The following is a 17,754-nucleotide window of genomic DNA, read 5'->3' on the forward strand; positions in this document are numbered from 1 at the left end:
GCCAGGATGCCGCCATCCCCCTGCAGCGGCACCAGCGCGCCATGGCCCTGCCGCCCGACGGCCTGCTCCAGCTCACCCCCCAGGGGCTCTACTGCCCGGCGGCGGCGGCCTGGATCGACCCCTGGCGACCGGTGAGCCGGGCCCTGATCACCCACGGCCATGCCGACCACGCCAGGCCCGGCAGCGCCGCCTACTGGGCGGCGACCCCTGGTGAGGGCGTGCTGCGCCAGCGGTTGGGGGCCGGCATCGAACTGACGGGGGTGGCCTATGGCCAGGAGCGCCGCATCGGCGAGGCCCTGGTGTCGTTCCATCCGGCCGGCCATGTGCTGGGCTCGGCCCAGATCCGGATCACCGCCGGCGGCGAAACCTGGCTGATCAGCGGCGACTACAAGCGCGATGCCGACCCCAGCTGCGACCCCTTCGAGCCGGTGAGCGCCGACGTGCTGATCACCGAGGCCACCTTCGGGCTGCCGATCTACCGCTGGCGGCCCGGCCACCGGGTGGCCGCCGAGATCCTGGCCTGGTGGCGCGGGGCACCCCACCGCCCCTCTGTGCTGTTCGCCTACGCCTTCGGCAAGGCCCAGCGACTGCTGGCGGAGCTGGCGGCGCTGGGGGTGGAGGAGGAGGTGCTGCTGCACGGGGCGGTGCAGGCGCTGATGGAGCCCTACCGGAGCCAGGGCGTGGTGCTGCCGCCGACGCGACCGCTGAGCGAACTCCCCCGCAACACCGCACTGGCGGGGCGCCTGGTGCTGGCGCCACCCTCGGCCCACCGCTCGCCCTGGATGCGGCGGTTCACGACCCCCCAGACCGCCTTCGTCAGCGGCTGGATGGCGGTGCGGGGCGCGCGGCGGCGGCGCGGCTTCGAGCGGGGCTTCGCCCTCAGCGACCACGCCGACTGGGACGGGCTGCTGGCCACGGTCCGCGACTGCGGCGCCCGGCAGATCTACGTCACCCACGGCAACAGCGACGGACTGGCCCGCTACCTGCGCGAGGAGATGGGACTGGCGGCGGACCCCCTGGGGCGGGCCTTCGAGGGGCAGCGCAACGAGGAGGGAGAGGTGGCCGCAGCCTTGCCAGGCTGAAGCTTTACCGGCCTGAAGCATTACCGGCCTGAAGCCTTGAAGAGATCAAGGACCACTGAATGTTCGCGATGGAACCGCAGTATGGGCGGCGAGGGAATCAATAACTGTTGAAGGTCCGGGGTGACGGGGGCAGCTCGCCTTTAGCGTTCTTCAGGAAGGGACGGTGGCGTCATGGGTGAACGTGGGGGATCGGCAGACCACATCGCGACCCTCCACGATCGCCTGGCCGATTTCTGCCTGATCGCCGACCTCACCGACACCGACCTGCTCGCCTCCGATGCGCTGAGCGGCGAATTTCTCGCCTGCAATGATTCAGCCCACACCCATCTGGGGTACAGCATCCCGGAACTGCTTGCCCTGTCCCCGGAAGCGATCCAGGCCGATCCCGATCACGACGCTGCCTGGGTGGCCGAGCGTCGCCGCGAGCTGATCGCCGCCGGCGGCGGGACCATGCACACCCGTCATCGCTGCAGCGATGACTCCATCCGCGATGTCATCGTCCGCAGCCGTGTCCTGGAGATCGACGGGCAGCAACTGATCGTGAGCTGCGTCAGCGACGAAACCCAGCAGCGCCATCGGGAAATCCAACTCGCCGACACCCTCTCCCTGCTGGAGGAGGGATCCTCGATCAGCGGCATCGGTGTCTGGGATCTGCGCTTCAGTGACGGCCGCATGCGCTGGTCGGAGCAGACCCGGCGCCTCTGCAAAGGCCAGCGCAGCGGTGAGCACACCTCGCTCCGGGACTACGGCGCCCTGGTGCATCCCGACGACCGGCTCCGCTGGCACATGGATGTGCGGCGAGCCGTCACCCGGGGCGATGTGTTCCGCAGCTGCCATCGGCTCTGCTTCGGGGACGGCACGGAGGTGATGGTGGAGGCTGTGGGTCACCTCAGTTACGACCACAGCGGAGCGCCGGCGCGCATGGTGGGGACCCTCAGGGATGTCACCGGCGAGCAGGCCCTGATGCAGGCTGTGGCGGGCGAGCGCTCCTGCGACCCCCTCACCGGACTTCCCAACAAGCTCGCCACCCTGGAGGAGCTGAACCGACGCCTGAGCGGTCGCCGCTACAACGCGTCGATGGCGGTCCTGAGCCTGGATGTGGATGGTTTCGGGGACATCAACGACCACTTCGGATCCGATGTCGGCGATCGGGTGCTCCGCGCCATGGCCGGCCGGCTGCGGGATCTGATCGGCCCGGGCGACTGGCTGGCGCGGCTGGGCAGCGACCAGTTTCTGATCCTCATGGAGGAGGGAGTCCGCTCCATCGGTGATGCCATGGGCGCCGCCCGTCGTCTGCAGCAGGCGTGGGGCCAGCAGCAGCCGTTACTGAAGGACCTGCCCCTCGACCCGACCTTTTCCGTGGGCATCGCCACCTATCCCGAGCACGCCCAGGAGAGCCGGACGCTGATCCAGTGCGCCAACACGGCACTGATGAAGGCGAAGGCCCAGGGAAGCCTTCAGGTGTGTGCGTACTCCAGCACGATCAGCCGCCAGATTCAGGAGCGCATGGAGCTGAGCCTGCAGCTCTCCCAGGCGCTGGATCGCGAACAGTTCCGGCTGCTGATTCAACCGCAGCGAACCCCATCCAACGCGCTCGCCGGCGGAGAGATCCTGCTGCGCTGGACCAACCATCTGAGCCTCTCGGTACCGCCCAGCCATTTCCTGCCGCTGGCCGAGGAGAGCGGTCTGATCCTGCAGCTCTCCCCCTGGGTCCTGCGTCAGACCGCCCAGCGGATCAGCGACTGGCAGGCGGCGGGCCTCCGCCCCCCGCGACTGGCCCTGAACGTCTCCCCGCGGGAGCTGGAGCTGCCGGACGGGCGCTTCATCGGCGCCATGCTGGAGACCCTGGCGGAGCACCAGCTGCGGCCGGAGCAGCTGGAACTCGAGATCACGGAAACGGCGTTGATCCGCAATCCCCTGCTGGCCCGTGAACAGCTGCGGGTGCTGGCCGATCAGGGGTTCCGGATCGCGATCGACAACTTCGGAACCGGCTATTCCTCCCTGGAACTGCTGCGGACCCTGCCGGTCCATCGGCTCAAGATCGATCGCACCTTCGTGCAGGCGCTGGCGACCTCCCCCGTCGATCAGACCATCGTGGCCACCACCATCGCCCTGGCCCATGGCCTGGGGATGGAATGCACCGCCGAGGGGGTGGAGACCGAGGAGCAGCGCCGGATGCTGCAGGATATTGGCTGCGACTGCTTCCAGGGCTTCCTGTGCGGCCCTCCACTGGAACCGGAGGCCTTCGAGGCCCTGCTCCTGAATCCGGACGCCGCCGTGATGCCTCCCCCGGAGCGCTGGTCGAGCGCGCCGCAGGGCAGCGAAGCCCCGTCCAGCCTGCCGACGGATGGGGCCCATCTGCCCGGCACGTTCGAGCAGCTCACGTTGCTGCGAACGGCCGTGGACGCCAGCCGCGATTTCTTTCTGCTGCTGCAGTCGGTCCATCGCCATGACGGCAGTATCGAAGACTTCCGGGTTCTGGATGTCAACAGAGCCGTCTGCTCCCACCTGCAGCAGGACCGCGAGGCGATCCTGGGCCAGACCCTGCTGGCCATCAGCCCGTCGATGGGCCAGAAGGGCCTGATCGATCTGTATGGCGATGCCGCCATGCGCAACGTCCCCACCGCCGTCAGTGGCTTTGCCGCCACCGATGGGCCCATGGCCACGGGCCGTCGCCTGTTCGACATCGAGATCACCCCGGAGCGCGGCATGCTCGCGGTCACCTGGCGGGATGTGACCGAGCAGGACCAGGCCGCCCGCAGCCTGGCGGATGTGGCGGCCCTCTACCGACTGCTCGCCGACAACATCGTCGATGTGATGCTGCTGCTGAACCACCACCAGCAGGTGGTGTGGGTGTCGCCGTCGCTGCAGCCGATGACGGGCTGGCAGCAGAAGCAGTGGCACGGCCGGAGGTTCCGGGATCTGTTCGCCTCCGCCGAGGAGCCACCCGGGCCGGTGGATCTCGACCAGTGGCTGGCGGAGTCGGGCCCGATCCGCCAGGGCCGTCTGCGGCTGGCCGATCCCGGCGGAGGCTGGAGCTGGGTGCAGCTGAGCGTCCGCAGGCTCGACGGCGACCAGCTGCGCAGCCTCGATACCCAGGGGGTCGACACCAGTGGCGAGGTGGATCCGGTCGGGGCCCCCCTGAGCCTGGCCCATGGCTATGTGATCACGCTCCAGCCGGTGGATGAGCAGGTCCTGGAGGAACGCCTGCTGCTGCAGCGCGCCAACACCGATCCCCTCACGGGCCTCTGCAGCCGCGCCGCCATCCTCGAGCGGCTGGAGCGGCTGCTCCTGGATGAACGAGCCCACAGCGCCCAGCCCCTGGCCCTGCTCTTCTGCGACTGTGACGGCTTCAAGGGCATCAACGATCGCCATGGCCATGCCTGCGGTGATGCGGTGCTGAGAACCGTGGCCCGCAGGATCCAGGCCCGGACCCGCCGTGGTGACCATGCCGGCCGGATCGGCGGTGATGAGTTTCTGCTGCTGCTGGAGGGGATCGAGCATCTGGAGGATGCGATCGCCTTCGCCGAAGACCTCCAGACCAGCATCAGCGAGCCGATCACCTGGAGTGACGCCACCCTCGAGCCCTCGTTCTCGATCGGCATCGCCCTGCACGGGGCCGGGGAGGATGCGGATCTGTTCCTCCGGCGGGCCGACCGCAACATGTACACAGCCAAGGCCGCCGGCCGCCACCGGGTGGTCGCCCTCTGAACCTGGGGCTGAGGCCATGCAGCTGTTTGCCGAGCTGATCGAAACCCTGGAGCACAGCAGCGGCACCCGGGCCCGGGTGGCCGCTTTGACCGGCTTCTTCCGGGTGGCCGATCCGGCCGATGGCGCCTGGGCCCTGGCCCTGCTGCTGGGCAAGCGGCGCCGGCGGCTGATCACAGGCCGGCGGCTGCGGCAGATCGCTCTGGAGGGCTCCGGTCTGCCCGAATGGCTGTTCGATTCCTGCCACGCCCAGGTGGGGGATTCGGCCGAGACCATCGCCCTGCTGCTCCCCCGGCTGGCCCTGCCGCCGGCCCCGCCCCTGGAGCTGCCCCTGGCCGCGTGGATGGGCACGCGGTTGCCGGCCCTGGCCGCCCTGGAGGGCGAGGCGCAGGCCGAGGCGGTGCTGGCGGTCTGGGCGGGGCTCCCCGAGGGGCAGGTCTTCCTGTTCAACAAGCTGCTCACCGGTGGCTTCCGGGTGGGGGTGGCGGCCGGCCTGGTCACGCGGGCCCTGGCGGAGGTGGCAGGGCTGGAGGAGGCGGAGCTGGCCCACCGGCTGATGGGCGGCTTCGAACCCTCCCTGGAGACGATGGAGGCCCTGCTGGCGCCGCTGGAGGCCGGCGCGGCCGCCCCGATCAGCCGGCCCTATCCCTTCTGCCTGGCTTCCCCTTTGGAGCCGGAGCGCCTCGCCGCCACCGACCCCGCCGGCTGGCAGGTGGAGTGGAAGTGGGACGGGATCAGGGCCCAGCTGATCCGCCGCGACAGCCAGACCTTTCTCTGGAGCCGGGGCGAGGAACTGATCAACGGCAGCTTCCCCGAGCTGGAGGGGGTCGCCGCGTTGCTGGGGCCGGGCACGGTGCTGGATGGGGAGCTGACCGTCTGGCCGGCTGGGGCGAGCCAGCCCGCCGGATTCGGCCCCCTGCAGCGGCGGCTGGGGCGGCAGAAACCCGGCGGAGCCCTGCTGCGGGAGTGTCCCGCGGCCTTCGTCGCCTACGACCTGCTGGAGCAGGGGGACCGCGACCTGCGCCCCGAGCCCCTGGGCCGGCGCCGCGCCGCCCTGGAGGATCTGGTGCGGGGGCTGCCGGAGGCGGTCTCCACCCCCGCCGCCGGGCTCCTGCGCCTCTCCCCGGTGCTGCCGCTGGGGAGCTGGGAGGAGCTGGACACCCTGCGGCAGCAGGCCCGCTCGGTTGGCGCCGAGGGGCTGATGCTCAAGGCCCTCGATTCGGCCTACGGCGTCGGCCGGCGCCGCGGGCTGTGGTGGAAGCACAAGCTGGAGCCGATGGAGCTGGATGCGGTGCTGCTCTATGCCCAGGCCGGCAGCGGCCGCCGCGCCAACCTCCACACCGACTACACCTTCGGCCTCTGGGACGGCGAAGGCCGCCTGGTGACCTTCGCCAAGGCCTATTCGGGGCTCGACGACGGCGAGATCACCGAGCTGGACCGCTGGATCCGCCGCCACACCACCGAGCGCTTCGGTCCGGTGCGGGCCGTCGAACCGCTGCAGGTCTTCACCCTGGGCTTCGAGGGCCTGCAGCGCTCCTCCCGCCACCGCAGCGGCCTGGCCGTGCGCTTCCCCCGCATCCTGCGCTGGCGCCGTGACCGCACCGCCGAATCCGCCGATACCCTCGCCAGTGCCCTGGCCCTGCTGCAGAATCCGGCTCAGCGATCGGCTGGTCAGGGGGAGACAGCTGAGCGATAGACCGAGCGGCCATCCCCGGGCAGCAGCAGCGGTGCGGCCGGGTCAATGCGCAGGCCCAGGCTGAGCTCCGGCGGCCCGGGATCACCGCCTTCCTCCCAGCGCTCCAGGGACAGCACCCGGCCATCGGCCCCCTCGTAATCGCCGTAACGGCAGCCCGTCAGGCGCCGGTTCATCACCCGGGCGGCGGCGGTCACCGAGGCCCGGCCCGTCTCCTTGAGGTGATAGAGCTGGCCGCGGCAGCGCACGTGCTCAGGGAAGTCGGCCGTCAGACCCTCCAGCTCGGCGGCCGGGACGTCCTCCAGCCAGCTCACCTCCAGCCAGTCGTCCTCACAGACGCTCAGCCAGCGGCCATCTGTGCCGTCGCGCAGCAGGTACTCCAGCCACTGGAAACCGTCGTCGTCGTAGAGCAGCCGGTCTTCCACCACCCAGTCGCGGCCGTCGTGCTGGACGATGTCGCCGGTGGTGAGGTTGAACAGGGTGCGGGCCTGCAGCGTCGGGCTGCGGCGGCGCAGGCGGGCCCGCCGCCCCAGCACCAGGGCGACGGCGGCGAGCAGCAGCAGGAGCAGGAGAAGCCAGACGGCCATCGGAGCGCTCGGGGGCCGGACCATCGAGACCGGCGGGCCCAGCTTATGGACGCCGGCGCCTGGCGCCGGTGGCGGTCCGGGTGGCGGTGACGATCAGTTCTCCCGCCAGCGGCCCTGGCGCTGGTAGTCGGCCAGCACAGGCCGGTGCAGCCGGTTCGGCAGCACCCGCTCCCCCGGCGGCAGGGCCAGGTCCCGGCTGAGGGGAAACAGGCGATCCAGCTGGCCCTGGTCGATCCAGCGGCCCTGGAAGGGGAGGACGGCCGGAGCCGGCCGCGGCGGGCCGCGGTGGGCCATCACGAAACCCCAGGGCCCGAAGCTGGGCACATCCACGCCGTAGGGGCGGGTGGTCAGTCGCAGCTCGGCCAGGGTGGCCTGGATCGAGGCCAGCACCCTGGGGCTGAAGAACGGGGTCGAGGCCTGGGTGACCAGCAGGCCATCGGGGGCGAGCCGCCGCAGCAGGCGGCCGTAGAAAGTGACGCTGTAGAGACGCGCCAGGGCAGGCGTGGCCGGGTCGGGGAAATCGGCGATGATCACGTCGTAGGTGCCCCGCAGCTGCCGCACCCGCTCGAAGGCGTCGCCGATCACCAGCCGCGCCCGAGGGTCCTCGAGGCTGGCGCCGTTGAGGCGCCGCAGGAACGGCTGCTCCCGGGCCAGGCGCACCATGGCCGGGTCGAGCTCCAGCACATCCACCTGCCGCACCGCGGGCCAGCGCAGCACCTCCCGCAGGGCCAGGCCATCGCCCGCCCCCAGGAGCAGCACCCGGGCAGGCCGGCCGTGCCAGGCCATCGCCGGATGCACCAGGGCCTCGTGGTAGCGGTACTCGTCGAGGCTGGAGAACTGCAGCTGGCCGTCGAGGAACAGGCGCAGGTCGTCGCGGCGGCGGGTGAGCACGATGCGCTGGTGGCGGCTCTGGATGCGGCCCACCACCGGATCCTCGTAGAGCCCGTCCTCGATCCGGTCGCCGAGGGGGACCAGCCCCAGGCCGGCCAGGGCGACCACGGGAACGGCGACGGCGATCGAGCGGCGCCAGAGCCGCCCCACCGGGAACACGGCGACGATCACCACGCAGCTGACCAGCGGCATCAGGGCCAGCAGGCCGGCGGTGGGCAGCAGCCCCAGCCAGGGGAGCAGCACCAGGGGAAACAGCAGGGCCCCCACCAGGGCACCCAGGTAATCCAGGGCCAGCACCCTGGCCAGGGCGACACGCAGCTGCTGGCCGCACTCCAGCAGGCGGGTCAGCAGCGGCACCTCCATGCCACCGAGCGCCCCCACCAGCACGGTGAACACCACCAGGCCCAGCCACACCGGCCCCCCCAGGCGGAACAGGGCGAACAGGCCGAGGGGCGCCAGCAGGCACAGGGGCGCCAGGGCCAGTTCGACGCCCAGGAACCACTGCAGCAGGGCCATGGCGGGGTCAGGCCCGGTGGCCAGGAACTGGCTCACCCAGGCACCCAGACCCATGGCGGCCAGGAAGGTGCCCACCACGACGCCGGTGGCCAGGGCTTGGTCCCCCAGCAGATAGCTGGCCTGGGTGATCAGCATCAGCTCCAGCACCAGGCTGACGCTGGAGGAGAGGGCCGCCGCCGCCAGCAGCACCCGCACCTGAACGGGGCTGAGGGCAGGCAGGCTCCGGGCCGTCACTTGGCCGCGCCGGGTCCGCGCCCCTGGAATCCCGACCAGTCCTGCCGGCGGGGTGTCGCCGTCACCCAGCGGCCGGAGCGGTAGCTGCCGCCGTAGCGGACGCCGCTGGAGGCGGCGGGGGTGCCCTCCTGGCCGAGGCGCCAGAGGCCGGGGCGGGTGATGGCCGCCAGGGTGCCGGCGGTGACCACCGTCACGGCCAGCACCATCACCACCGCGCGCTCATCGACCATCTCAGCGGCCCTCCGTCACGGCGTCCGGGGACAACACCGGCACCGGGCGCGGCGTCATGAGCCCGTCCTCCACGGCGAGTCGCAGCCATTCGATCTCCCAAATGTCACCGTCGGCGCGGAAGGTCTCGGGCAGCTGCACGCGGAAGCGGTGGCTGCCCGTCTCCGGCAGTCGCAGATGGATCACCTGGTGGGCCGAGAGCCAGTGGTCCCCATCGCTGGAGCGGTGGGCCACGGTCACCGTCTGCCGGTGCCGGAGGCAGGGGCGCCCCAAGGCGTCGCACACCCGCAGCTCCAGAGAAGCGGTGGCCGGGGGCTGGCCCAGGGGGGGATTGTCATGGGGCAGTTCCCAGCGGGCCACCACCCCCACCCGCACCAAGCCGGGTCCACCGGCCTCACAGCGGATCGCGGCGACGCCCTCATCGCTGCGGCGGACCCAGCGGCCCCGGGCGATGCCGTAGCAGGCCATCAGCAGCACCAGCGCCGTCGCCTGCGTCACTACGGCGGTGAACAGGAGCAGGGGGGCGTCGACGCTGTGATTGCGGATGCTGCCGCGGACCACGACCGGATTCGGCAGGGGGCGGCCCGCTTCATCGAGCAGATCGTGCAGCTGCACCGCCAGCTGGAAGCGTCCGGTGCGGCCCGGACGCATGGCCAGCGCCAGGCCCGCGTCGCCCTCCTCCCAGGTGCCGCTCTCCCCCTCCTCCGCCCAGGTGCCGCTGGCCCGCCAGCCGTCCTTGGTGAGGCTGAGCACGGTGCGGCCGCCGGCATCGAGGAGGGCCACATCCAGCTCGACGCTGCTGTTGGGGGGGATCTCGGCGGTCAACGTCAGCCGGGGGCTGCCCAGCCAGCCGTCCCGCAGCTCGAAGGGGGCACTGAGCACCCGCTGCCCCTCCGGCACCACCATCACCAGCCGCCGGGGCCACTCCAGCGCCGAGACCGCCAGCACCAGCAAAGGCAGCAGCGGCAGCAGCAGGCTGGCCAGCGGCCAGAGCAGCAGCGCCGGATCCCGCCGTCCGCCCGGGGAAGAAAGCCCCATCAGCGGGCGGCCTCCGGGCTGTCCCTACGGTGGGGCCGGCTTCGCGACGCGGGGATGGTCAAACCACTGCTCCAGATGCTGCTGATGGTCGGCTGGACCTTTCTGGGCATCATCCTCATCTATGTCGGGCTCCTGCTCTTCGATCGGCTCTCTCCGATCGATTACCGGGCCGAGATCCGCCGGGGCAACATCGCCGCCGGGGTGGTGCTGGGGGCCGTGATCCTGGCCATCGCCGCCGTGGTGGTGGCGGTGCTCTCCACCTGAGCCGTCCCCGCCCCGCCAACACTTGACCCCTTCCCCCGCGGCGGCGCTGCGGCCGATCGAGGCCTGGTTCACCAGCCGCGGCTGGCGGCCGATGCCCTTCCAGCGCCAGTGCTGGCGGGCCTACCTGGAGGGAGCCAGCGGCCTGATCCAGGTGCCCACCGGCTCCGGCAAGACCTACGCCGCCGTGATGGGACCGATCGCGGCGATGCTGGCCGAGAACGGGGGATCCGGGCCGGAGGGCGGTCTGCGTCTGCTGGTGCTGACGCCCCTGCGGGCCCTGAGCCGGGATCTGCTGCTGGCGATCCGGGAACCGATCGAGGCCATGGGCTGGCCGTTGCGGGTGGGACTGCGCAACGGCGACACCAGCAGCCATGAGCGGGGCAAGCAGCTCAAGGCCCCGCCCCAGATCCTGATCACCACCCCCGAATCCCTCTCCCTGCTGCTGGCCGGCCCCCGGGCCGAGGCCCTGTTCGCCGACCTGGAGGCGGTGGTGATCGACGAGTGGCACGAGCTGATGGGCAGCAAGCGCGGCTCCCAGACCGAGCTCTGCCTCAGCTGGCTGCGGGGCCGGCGGCCGGCCCTGCGCACCTGGGCGATCAGCGCCACCATCGGCAACCTGGAGGAGGCGGCCCGGGCTGCGGTGGGGGTGGGCGGCGAGCCGCGGATCATCACCGCCCGGATCCGGCGGGACACCCAGATCCGCAGCCTGCTGCCCGACACGATCAACGGCTTCCCCTGGGCCGGCCACCTGGGGCTGCGCATGTACGAGGAGCTGGTGGCCGCCCTGGACCCGGCCATCTCCACCCTGCTGTTCACCAACACCCGCAACCAGGCCGAACGCTGGCACCAGTGCCTGCGCTTCGCCTGCCCGGAGATGGACGGCGCCCTGGCCCTGCACCACAGCGCCATCGACCGGGCCCAGCGCGAGGCCATCGAAGCGGGGGTGAAGGCCGCGGAGATCCGCTGGGTGGTCTGCACCAGCTCCCTGGATCTGGGGGTCGACTTCCAGCCGGTGGAGCGGGTGGTGCAGATCGGCAGCGCCAAGAACCTGGCCCGGCTGCTGCAGCGGGCGGGCCGCTCGGCCCACCAGCCCGGCGGCACGGCCCAGGTGCTGTTCATGCCCACCAACGCCCTGGAGCTGCTCGAGGTGTCGGCGATGCGCAGGGGGCTGGGGGAGGGGCTGGTGGAGCACCGCCGCCCGCCCCAGGAGCCGCTCGATGTGCTGCTCCAGCACCTGGTGAGCCTGGCCTGCGGACCGGGCTTCGAGCCCGAGGCCACCCTCGCGGCTGTGCGGCGCACCTGGAGCTACAGCCAGCTGGAGCGCAGCCGCTGGGACTGGTGTCTGCGCTTCCTGGAGGAGGGGGGCGACTGCCTGGGGGCCTACCCGCGCTACCGGAAACTGGAGCGGGACCCGGCCGGGGCGGACCAGGCCGGCACCTGGCGCTACGTGGTGCGGGAATCGGCCGTCGCCCGCCTGCACCGCCTCAACATCGGCACCATCAGCGCCGACCGCGCCGTGACCGTGCGCTTCGTGCGCGGCGCCGTGCTGGGCCATGTGGAGGAAGCCTTCATCGGCCGGCTCAAGCCGGGGGACGTCTTCTTCTTCGCCGGGCGCCAGCTGGAGTTCGTGCGGCTGAGGGAGATGACGGCGATGGTGAAGGCCACCACGCGCCGCAGTGCCACGGTGCCCGCCTGGGGCGGCGGCCAGATGGCCCTCTCCGACCTGCTCAGCGCCCATCTGCGCCGGGAGGTCGACCGCTGCGCCCGCGCCCTCGACGGCGAGGCTGGTTTCACCCTCGACACCGCCGAGCTGCGGGCCCTGGAGCCGCTGCTGGAGCGTCAGGTGCAGCTCTCCGCCCTGCCCCGGACGCACCAGTTCCTGGTGGAGCTGTGCCACACCCGGGAGGGCAGCCATCTCTACGCCTATCCCTTCGAGGGCCGTTTCGTGCACGAGGGCCTGGGATTCCTGTGGTCGTGGCGGCTGGCCCGGCACCGGAGCGGCACCTTCACGGTGTCGGTGAATGACTACGGCTTCGAGCTGCTCGCCCCCCGCGGCTACCCCTTCGAGGAGCTGCTCGTGGAGCACGCCGAGAGCCTCCTGGATCCCGCCGGGCTGCTGGAGGACCTGGAGCGGGCCGTGAACCTCTCGGAGCTGTGCCGCCGCCGCTTCCGCTCCATCGCCCAGGTAAGCGGCCTGGTGCTCAACGGCTACCCCGGCCAGGCCCGCTCCGGCGGCCAGCTGCAGATCAGCGCCGCCCTGCTCTTCGATGTCTTCCAGCGCCATGAGCCCGGCAATCTGCTGCTGGCCCAGGCTCGCGGCGAGGTGCTGGAGGAGCAGCTCGACCTCGGTCGGTTGATCGGCACCCTGCAGCGGCTGCAGGGGAGCGAGTGGCTGGAGCGGCACCCGCCCCGCCCCGGGCCCATGGCCTTCCCGCTGCTGGCGGAGCGGCTCAACAACCGGATGAGCAACGAATCGCTGCTGGAGCGCCTGGAGCGGCTGCGCCAGCAGGCCTGTCGGGCCGAGGGGCTCTGAACAGCCGGATGCGGGCCAGGGCGGGGGGAAAGACGGAGGGGGTGGGATTCGAACCCACGGAATCTTGCGATTCGCCGGTTTTCAAGACCGGAGCCATCAACCACTCGACCACCCCTCCAGGCTGGACGGCCTGCCGACCATGTCGGAAGCCCAGCCATGCTCCCATGGAGGGGCGGCGCCTAGAGCCGGCTGGGCAGCCCCTTGCAGCCACCCGGGATGGTCTGCCGGGAGCGCACACCGCTCCAGGCCGCCAGGTAGGTCCGGCTGGACGGATCCAGCTGGCGCACCCCCGAGAGGTTGACGTTCTCCACCAGGGCACCGGTGCCGGCACCGCCGACGTGATCCGGTGGCTGCTGGGCCTGGGGCGGGGTGGCCTCCAGGGGGTCGCCGTAGAAGAAGCGGGTGCCCTGCAGGCAGGCCCCCTGCAGGTTGGCGCCCGCAAGATTCACGCCCGAGAGGTTCGCCTCGGCCAGATCAGCGCCGGAGAGGTCGGCGCCCGAGAGGTCGGCCCCGTTGAAATCGATGGCCCGCAGGTCGGTGCCGGCGAGGTCGGCCCCCCGCAGCATGCTCTGCAGGCGGATCACCGGGACGCCCCGCGGCCGGTCCTCCTCGTAGCTGCCCTCGCCGTCAAGGATGGCCCGCCCCAGCCGCTGGTCGCGGCGCAGGGGCGTCAGCAGCCGGGCGTGGGAGAGAAACCGCAGGATCCGGGCTTTGCCGTCGCCGTCGATGCTGCTCAGCACAGCAGCCAGGCGACCCTCCGCCAGCATCCGCTCCAGGGGCCAGTCCTCCAGCAGCCCCTCCTCGTCGCTGATCAGCTCGGAGATGCCGTGGATGAAGCTGTCGATGGTCTGGGCCTGGGTGATGCGGTTCTGCTGGGTGGTGAGCCGCTGATCCACCATCACCTGGCGCCAGGCGATCATCAGGGCCACCAGGGCCACGAGGATCTGGCCGATGGCCCCGATCACCCCTTCCCCGAAGGCGCCGATCGCCTCCCAGTCACCGTTGCGGTAGATCGCCAGCAGCGGGTCGAACCAGCCCAGGGCCAGGGGGATCGACAGCAGGGCGAGCACCAGGGACACCAGCGCCAGCAGGCGGACGGTGGGGGGTTCCTCCAGCTGGCGGGCGAGGAGCTCCCAGAGGGGCGGCAGCAACTGGCGCAGGGCCAGGGCGACAACCAGCAGGGCCGCCGGCAGCGCCAGCCAGGCCAGACCCAGGATGAGGGCCGCTTGGAGCACCAGGAGCGTGAGCAGCAGCTGCAGGCCGGCTCCATGGCGCAGACGGGTCCAGGCACCACCCGAGCGCAGGGCAGGGGGCGGGGCGGTGGCGGCGGTGAGCGGACGGTCGTCCGGCTTCGTGCTCATGGGACGGGGCTGCCCTGGAAGAAGAACCCGGCCGCCAGGATGGCGTAGGCCGCCAGCAGCAGCACCCCCTCCAGCCAGTCCGAGCGTCCGTCGAGGCTGACCAGGTTGCTCACCAGCACCGCGGTCGCCACGGCCACCACCTCATAGACGTTGAAGCTGAGGTCGAGGGGGTGACCGAGCAGGGGAGCGACCAGCAGCAGCACCGGCACCACCAGCAGCCCCACCAGCAGGGTGGAGCCCAGGGCCACCGACACCGCCAGATCCATCTTGTCCTTGCGGGCCATGGACACCGCGGTGAGATATTCCGCCGCGCCGCCCAGCAGGGGAAGCAGCACCACGCCGGTGAACAGGGCCGAGAGGCCAAGGGACTCGGTGACGGTCTCCACCACCCCGACGAACAGCTCGGAGGCGTAGGCCAGGCCGACGGTCGCCGCCAGCAGCACGGCGACCCAGGGGAGCAGGGGCGGCTTGGTGCCGCCGCCCTCGCCGTGGGCCTCCTCTCCCTCCACGCCCAGGTCAGCCTCGGCCACGGCGTAGAGGGTGCGGTGGGTTTTCAGGGAAAACAGCAGGGTGAGGGCGTAGACCGCCAGCAGCACCCAGGCCACGAAAAGGGAGAAGGATTCAGCGGCGCCCGCATCGAGGCCACCGGCGCCGTCACCCACCATGCCCCGCAGGCTCGGGATCAGGATCGCCAGGACGGCCAGGGTCATGGCCGAGCCGTTCACCCTGGCCACCACCGGCTGGAAGCGCTGCTCGCTGCGGCCGATCCCACCGACCAGCATCGACAGGCCGAGGGCCAGCAGCAGATTGGCCATGACCGTGCCCGTGATGCTCGCCTTGACGATGTCCACCAGGCCCGCCCGCAGGGCCGCCAGGGCGATGATCAGTTCGGTGGCATTGCCGAACAGGGCATTGAGCAGGGCCCCGAGCGAAGGCCCGAGGGTGAGGGAGAGCTCCTCGGTGGCGGTGCTGAGCAGGATCGCCAGCGGAATGATCGAGAGGATCGAGGTTACGAAGACGATCCCATCCCCCCAGTGGAGCCGGTCCGCCACCGCAGCCACCGGCAGCATCGCCAGCAGGCCGGTGGCGATGCGCAGGCGAGGGGGCATGAAAGGAGAAAGACGGTGACCCATTGTGACCGACTGTTGATGCCCGGGGCCATGGCCGGACGTGGTGAAATCGCCATGGCAGCGGGGTGGGCCGGGCCCCACGCGGGGCGGGGTCGTGATGAAGGCGGCGCGACAGGGATGTTCGGCTCAGAATGGCCGCAGCAGCATGCTCCGGATTGCCCGACACCCTGCAGGCCAGCTTGGGTCCGAAGAACCCTCAGCCCATGAACGTCCCTGTCCAGCGGCCCGATGGCGGCAGGCCGAGGCAGCGCTTCGGGCTGCGCTTCGGGCCCCGGAAATCACGAGGAGGACAGCATCCGGCACGACAACCGGTGGCATCGATTCAGCAGGTCTTCACGCTGATCGCGATTGTCAATGGGCTTGTTCTCCTGTACCTGGTGATTGCCGCCATCCAGGTGCTGAAGGTTCCTGGTGGCCGGTCAGCAGAGATCTACGTCTCCCTGATTCTGACCCTGCTGCTGGTCATCCTGGCGATCATCTCGTATCAGATCATCGCCAGGCGCATCATCCTGCCCATCGCCCGACTGGTCAGGGAAGCCAGTGCGATCGAGAGCGACGACATGAGCAGTCTGCTGACGATCCGGAGCAACGACGAGATCTCCCGGCTGGCGCAGGCCTTCAACGTGGTACTCACCAAGATGCGGCAGGCCCTGATCGCCGGTGAGGCCAGCAACCGGCAACTGCTGGAGGCGAACCGCCAGATCGAGTCCTCCATCAACTATGCGGGCCTGCTGCAGCGCTCGATCCTGCCGGACCGCCAGCTGCAGGAAACCTTCGGCAACGACTATTTCATCCTCTGGCTGCCGCGCGACACGGTTGGTGGCGACTACTACATCTTCCACTCGGAAGGCGGGCACTGCCTGGCCGGTGTGGCCGACTGCGCCGGCCACGGCGTTTCCGGGGCAATGATGACCATGCTGGCCAGGGCAGGCATCGATCGTTCGATCATGGAGGTGGGCATCACCTCACCGGCGGCCATCCTGAGCTGCACCGACACCGCGATGCGCACCCTGCTGCATGGCGCCAGGATGAGCAAGTCCATCGCCACCAGCATGGACATCGGGCTGGTTCGCCTTGACTTCGAAGCCAGGACACTTAGATTCTCGGGTGCAAAGATCAGTCTCTATTGGAGTGATGGGCAAACCATGCACATGCTCAGGGGAGACCATCGGGCCATCTGCGACCAACGGGTCGGCTCCTACACGGACCACGACATTCCGTTGCAGCCGGACTGCACCTACTACCTCACCACCGACGGCCTGCTGGACCAGTCAGGCGGTGACAACGGCTTTTCCCTCGGCACCCAGCAATTCAAGGAATGGCTGATCGGACTGGCCCGCCAGCCGCTGGAGCAGCAGCGTCAGGCCCTGGCCGATGCCCTTGAACAGTTCCGCGGCAGTCATCCCCAGCGGGATGACATCACGATCCTTTCCTTCCGTTTCTCCTAGAGGACCGACTGATGTCCTATGCGACCATGCTCAGCGAACGATTCTCCTGGCGCGCCATCGCCGCGCAAGAGCGCCTCTCGGAGTTGAAGCGATGACGATCACCACCACCAGTCTGATGTCTCTGAGGGAGTTCTTCAGTGACTATCGGATTCTCATCTGCTTCAATGGCCCCATCTCCACCACGCTGATCGGCGAGATTGGATCCGCACTCAAGGAACACATCGAATCCAATCACGCGCCTGAACTGGAAGTGATGGATGTGTTCAGTGTGTATATCGAAATGAGTCAGAATATCAGGAATTACGCCACCAGCCATGGCTTCAGCGATGCCGAGTCCTCCGCCACGGTCGTGATCGCGGCCGCCGAGGCTGGCCATTACGCCGTCTGTGCAGGTAACCTCGTTGAGATGGAGGATGGAAAGGCCCTGCTGAAGCGGATCCACGAACTCGCCGCCTGTGACAAGCCCCAGCTGAAGGCGCTCTACAAACAGCAGTTGCGCCAGCCCCACTCCCAGACCCCGGGCCAGGGCGCCGGCCTGGGTCTCATTGAGATTGCCAGGCGCTCAAGCCAACCCATGGAGGCCTCCCTTGACCCCCTTGAGCCCGGTCGCGCTTTCTTCAGCCTTCGGGCCATCATCTGATCCCATGACCAGCAGCGAAGAACTGAACCTGTCCGTACCGGGCTCCCAGTCCAGCCCTTCGATCCGTGCGGACTGGAAGGCGGGTGTCGTGGTGATGAGCGGTGAGTCCTATCCTGAGAATTCCTTTGAGCTCTACGACCAGCTGATCCAGTGGATTGAGTCCTATCTCACCACCGCCAACCACTCACTGACTCTCGAGCTGCATCTCAACTATCTGAACACCAGCAGCATCCGCTTCATGATCGACATCTTTGATCTGCTGCAGACGGCGTTTGATGAGGGTAAGGAAGTGCTGGTGCAGTGGATGTTTGATGACCGAAACCCTCGCTCCGCCGAGCTGGGCTCCGAATTCAAGGAAGACTACACCTTTCCTTTTCTGATCCTTTCCATCAACGCCTGAC

Annotated in this window: 14 protein-coding genes and 1 tRNA gene; 8 read left to right on the plus strand and 7 right to left on the minus strand. The window is 70.0% G+C overall.

What is annotated here, in order from left to right; all coding sequences use genetic code 11:
* Positions 1-41: 41 nt before the first annotated feature.
* The 3 genes from CJZ86_RS04060 to CJZ86_RS04070 all read left to right on the plus strand — a co-directional run bounded on the left by CJZ86_RS04060 (position 42) and on the right by CJZ86_RS04070 (position 6,486).
* Positions 42-1,082 carry a ligase-associated DNA damage response exonuclease gene (locus CJZ86_RS04060; RefSeq protein WP_198960069.1) on the plus strand — a complete coding sequence of 347 codons (1,041 nt, stop codon included), beginning with the start codon at positions 42-44 and terminating at the stop codon, positions 1,080-1,082.
* A 171-nt stretch (positions 1,083-1,253) separates the two neighbouring features.
* The gene (locus tag CJZ86_RS04065) at positions 1,254-4,793 is read left to right on the plus strand and encodes a bifunctional diguanylate cyclase/phosphodiesterase (protein ID WP_094584661.1); all 3,540 of its coding nucleotides are present in this window, start codon (positions 1,254-1,256) and stop codon (positions 4,791-4,793) included.
* A 16-nt stretch (positions 4,794-4,809) separates the two neighbouring features.
* Complete coding sequence (locus tag CJZ86_RS04070) at positions 4,810-6,486, plus strand: ATP-dependent DNA ligase (RefSeq protein WP_094584662.1); 1,677 nt, start codon at positions 4,810-4,812, stop codon at positions 6,484-6,486.
* Here the strand turns inward: CJZ86_RS04070 and CJZ86_RS04075 are convergent.
* The 4 genes from CJZ86_RS04075 to CJZ86_RS04090 form a co-directional block, all read right to left on the minus strand.
* A complete protein-coding gene (locus CJZ86_RS04075; protein WP_094584664.1) occupies positions 6,462-7,070 on the minus strand; it encodes a DUF4178 domain-containing protein in 609 nt (202 codons plus the stop codon). The two genes, CJZ86_RS04070 and CJZ86_RS04075, sit on opposite strands and share 25 nt — an antisense overlap.
* A 93-nt stretch (positions 7,071-7,163) precedes the next feature.
* A complete protein-coding gene (locus CJZ86_RS04080; RefSeq protein ID WP_094584666.1) occupies positions 7,164-8,711 on the minus strand; it encodes a polyamine aminopropyltransferase in 1,548 nt (515 codons plus the stop codon).
* Complete coding sequence (locus tag CJZ86_RS04085; RefSeq protein WP_094584667.1) at positions 8,708-8,941, minus strand: hypothetical protein; 234 nt, start codon at positions 8,939-8,941, stop codon at positions 8,708-8,710. Before CJZ86_RS04085 ends, CJZ86_RS04080 begins: the two co-directional genes overlap by 4 nt.
* A 1-nt stretch (position 8,942) precedes the next feature.
* A complete protein-coding gene (locus tag CJZ86_RS04090; protein ID WP_094584669.1) occupies positions 8,943-9,977 on the minus strand; it encodes a hypothetical protein in 1,035 nt (344 codons plus the stop codon).
* A gap of 54 nt (positions 9,978-10,031) precedes the next feature.
* On the opposite strand from CJZ86_RS04090, the gene CJZ86_RS04095 reads away from it, so the two are divergent.
* Both CJZ86_RS04095 and CJZ86_RS04100 read left to right on the plus strand, forming a co-directional pair.
* Entirely contained in the window at positions 10,032-10,241 is a 210-nt protein-coding gene (locus CJZ86_RS04095) for a DUF350 domain-containing protein (RefSeq protein WP_094584670.1), read from the plus strand.
* Positions 10,242-10,263: 22 nt separating this feature from the next.
* Complete coding sequence (locus tag CJZ86_RS04100) at positions 10,264-12,774, plus strand: ligase-associated DNA damage response DEXH box helicase (protein WP_094584671.1); 2,511 nt, start codon at positions 10,264-10,266, stop codon at positions 12,772-12,774.
* Between the two features lie 33 nt (positions 12,775-12,807).
* On the opposite strand, the gene CJZ86_RS04105 is transcribed toward CJZ86_RS04100, so the two are convergent.
* The 3 genes from CJZ86_RS04105 to cax form a co-directional block, all read right to left on the minus strand.
* Positions 12,808-12,892 (minus strand) — tRNA-Ser (locus CJZ86_RS04105).
* 61 nt (positions 12,893-12,953) lie between these two features.
* The gene (locus CJZ86_RS04110) at positions 12,954-14,135 is read right to left on the minus strand and encodes a pentapeptide repeat-containing protein (RefSeq protein ID WP_094584672.1); all 1,182 of its coding nucleotides are present in this window, start codon (positions 14,133-14,135) and stop codon (positions 12,954-12,956) included.
* Complete coding sequence (gene cax / locus CJZ86_RS04115) at positions 14,132-15,244, minus strand: calcium/proton exchanger (RefSeq protein ID WP_094584673.1); 1,113 nt, start codon at positions 15,242-15,244, stop codon at positions 14,132-14,134. Before cax ends, CJZ86_RS04110 begins: the two co-directional genes overlap by 4 nt.
* A gap of 332 nt (positions 15,245-15,576) precedes the next feature.
* Here cax and CJZ86_RS04120 point away from each other — a divergent pair, with 332 nt between their 5' ends.
* The 3 genes from CJZ86_RS04120 to siaC all read left to right on the plus strand — a co-directional run bounded on the left by CJZ86_RS04120 (position 15,577) and on the right by siaC (position 17,753).
* The gene (locus CJZ86_RS04120; RefSeq protein ID WP_233133826.1) at positions 15,577-16,713 is read left to right on the plus strand and encodes a SpoIIE family protein phosphatase; all 1,137 of its coding nucleotides are present in this window, start codon (positions 15,577-15,579) and stop codon (positions 16,711-16,713) included.
* Positions 16,714-16,804: 91 nt separating this feature from the next.
* The gene (gene siaB, locus CJZ86_RS04125; protein WP_094584675.1) at positions 16,805-17,353 is read left to right on the plus strand and encodes a biofilm regulation protein kinase SiaB; all 549 of its coding nucleotides are present in this window, start codon (positions 16,805-16,807) and stop codon (positions 17,351-17,353) included.
* Between the two features lie 4 nt (positions 17,354-17,357).
* On the plus strand, positions 17,358-17,753 hold the full coding sequence (siaC, locus tag CJZ86_RS04130; RefSeq protein WP_198960068.1) for a biofilm regulation phosphoprotein SiaC: 396 nt from the start codon (positions 17,358-17,360) through the stop codon (positions 17,751-17,753).
* Position 17,754 lies beyond the last annotated feature (1 nt).

This window comes from Synechococcus sp. BO 8801 (assembly GCF_002252675.1).
GTDB lineage: Bacteria > Cyanobacteriota > Cyanobacteriia > PCC-6307 > Cyanobiaceae > Cyanobium.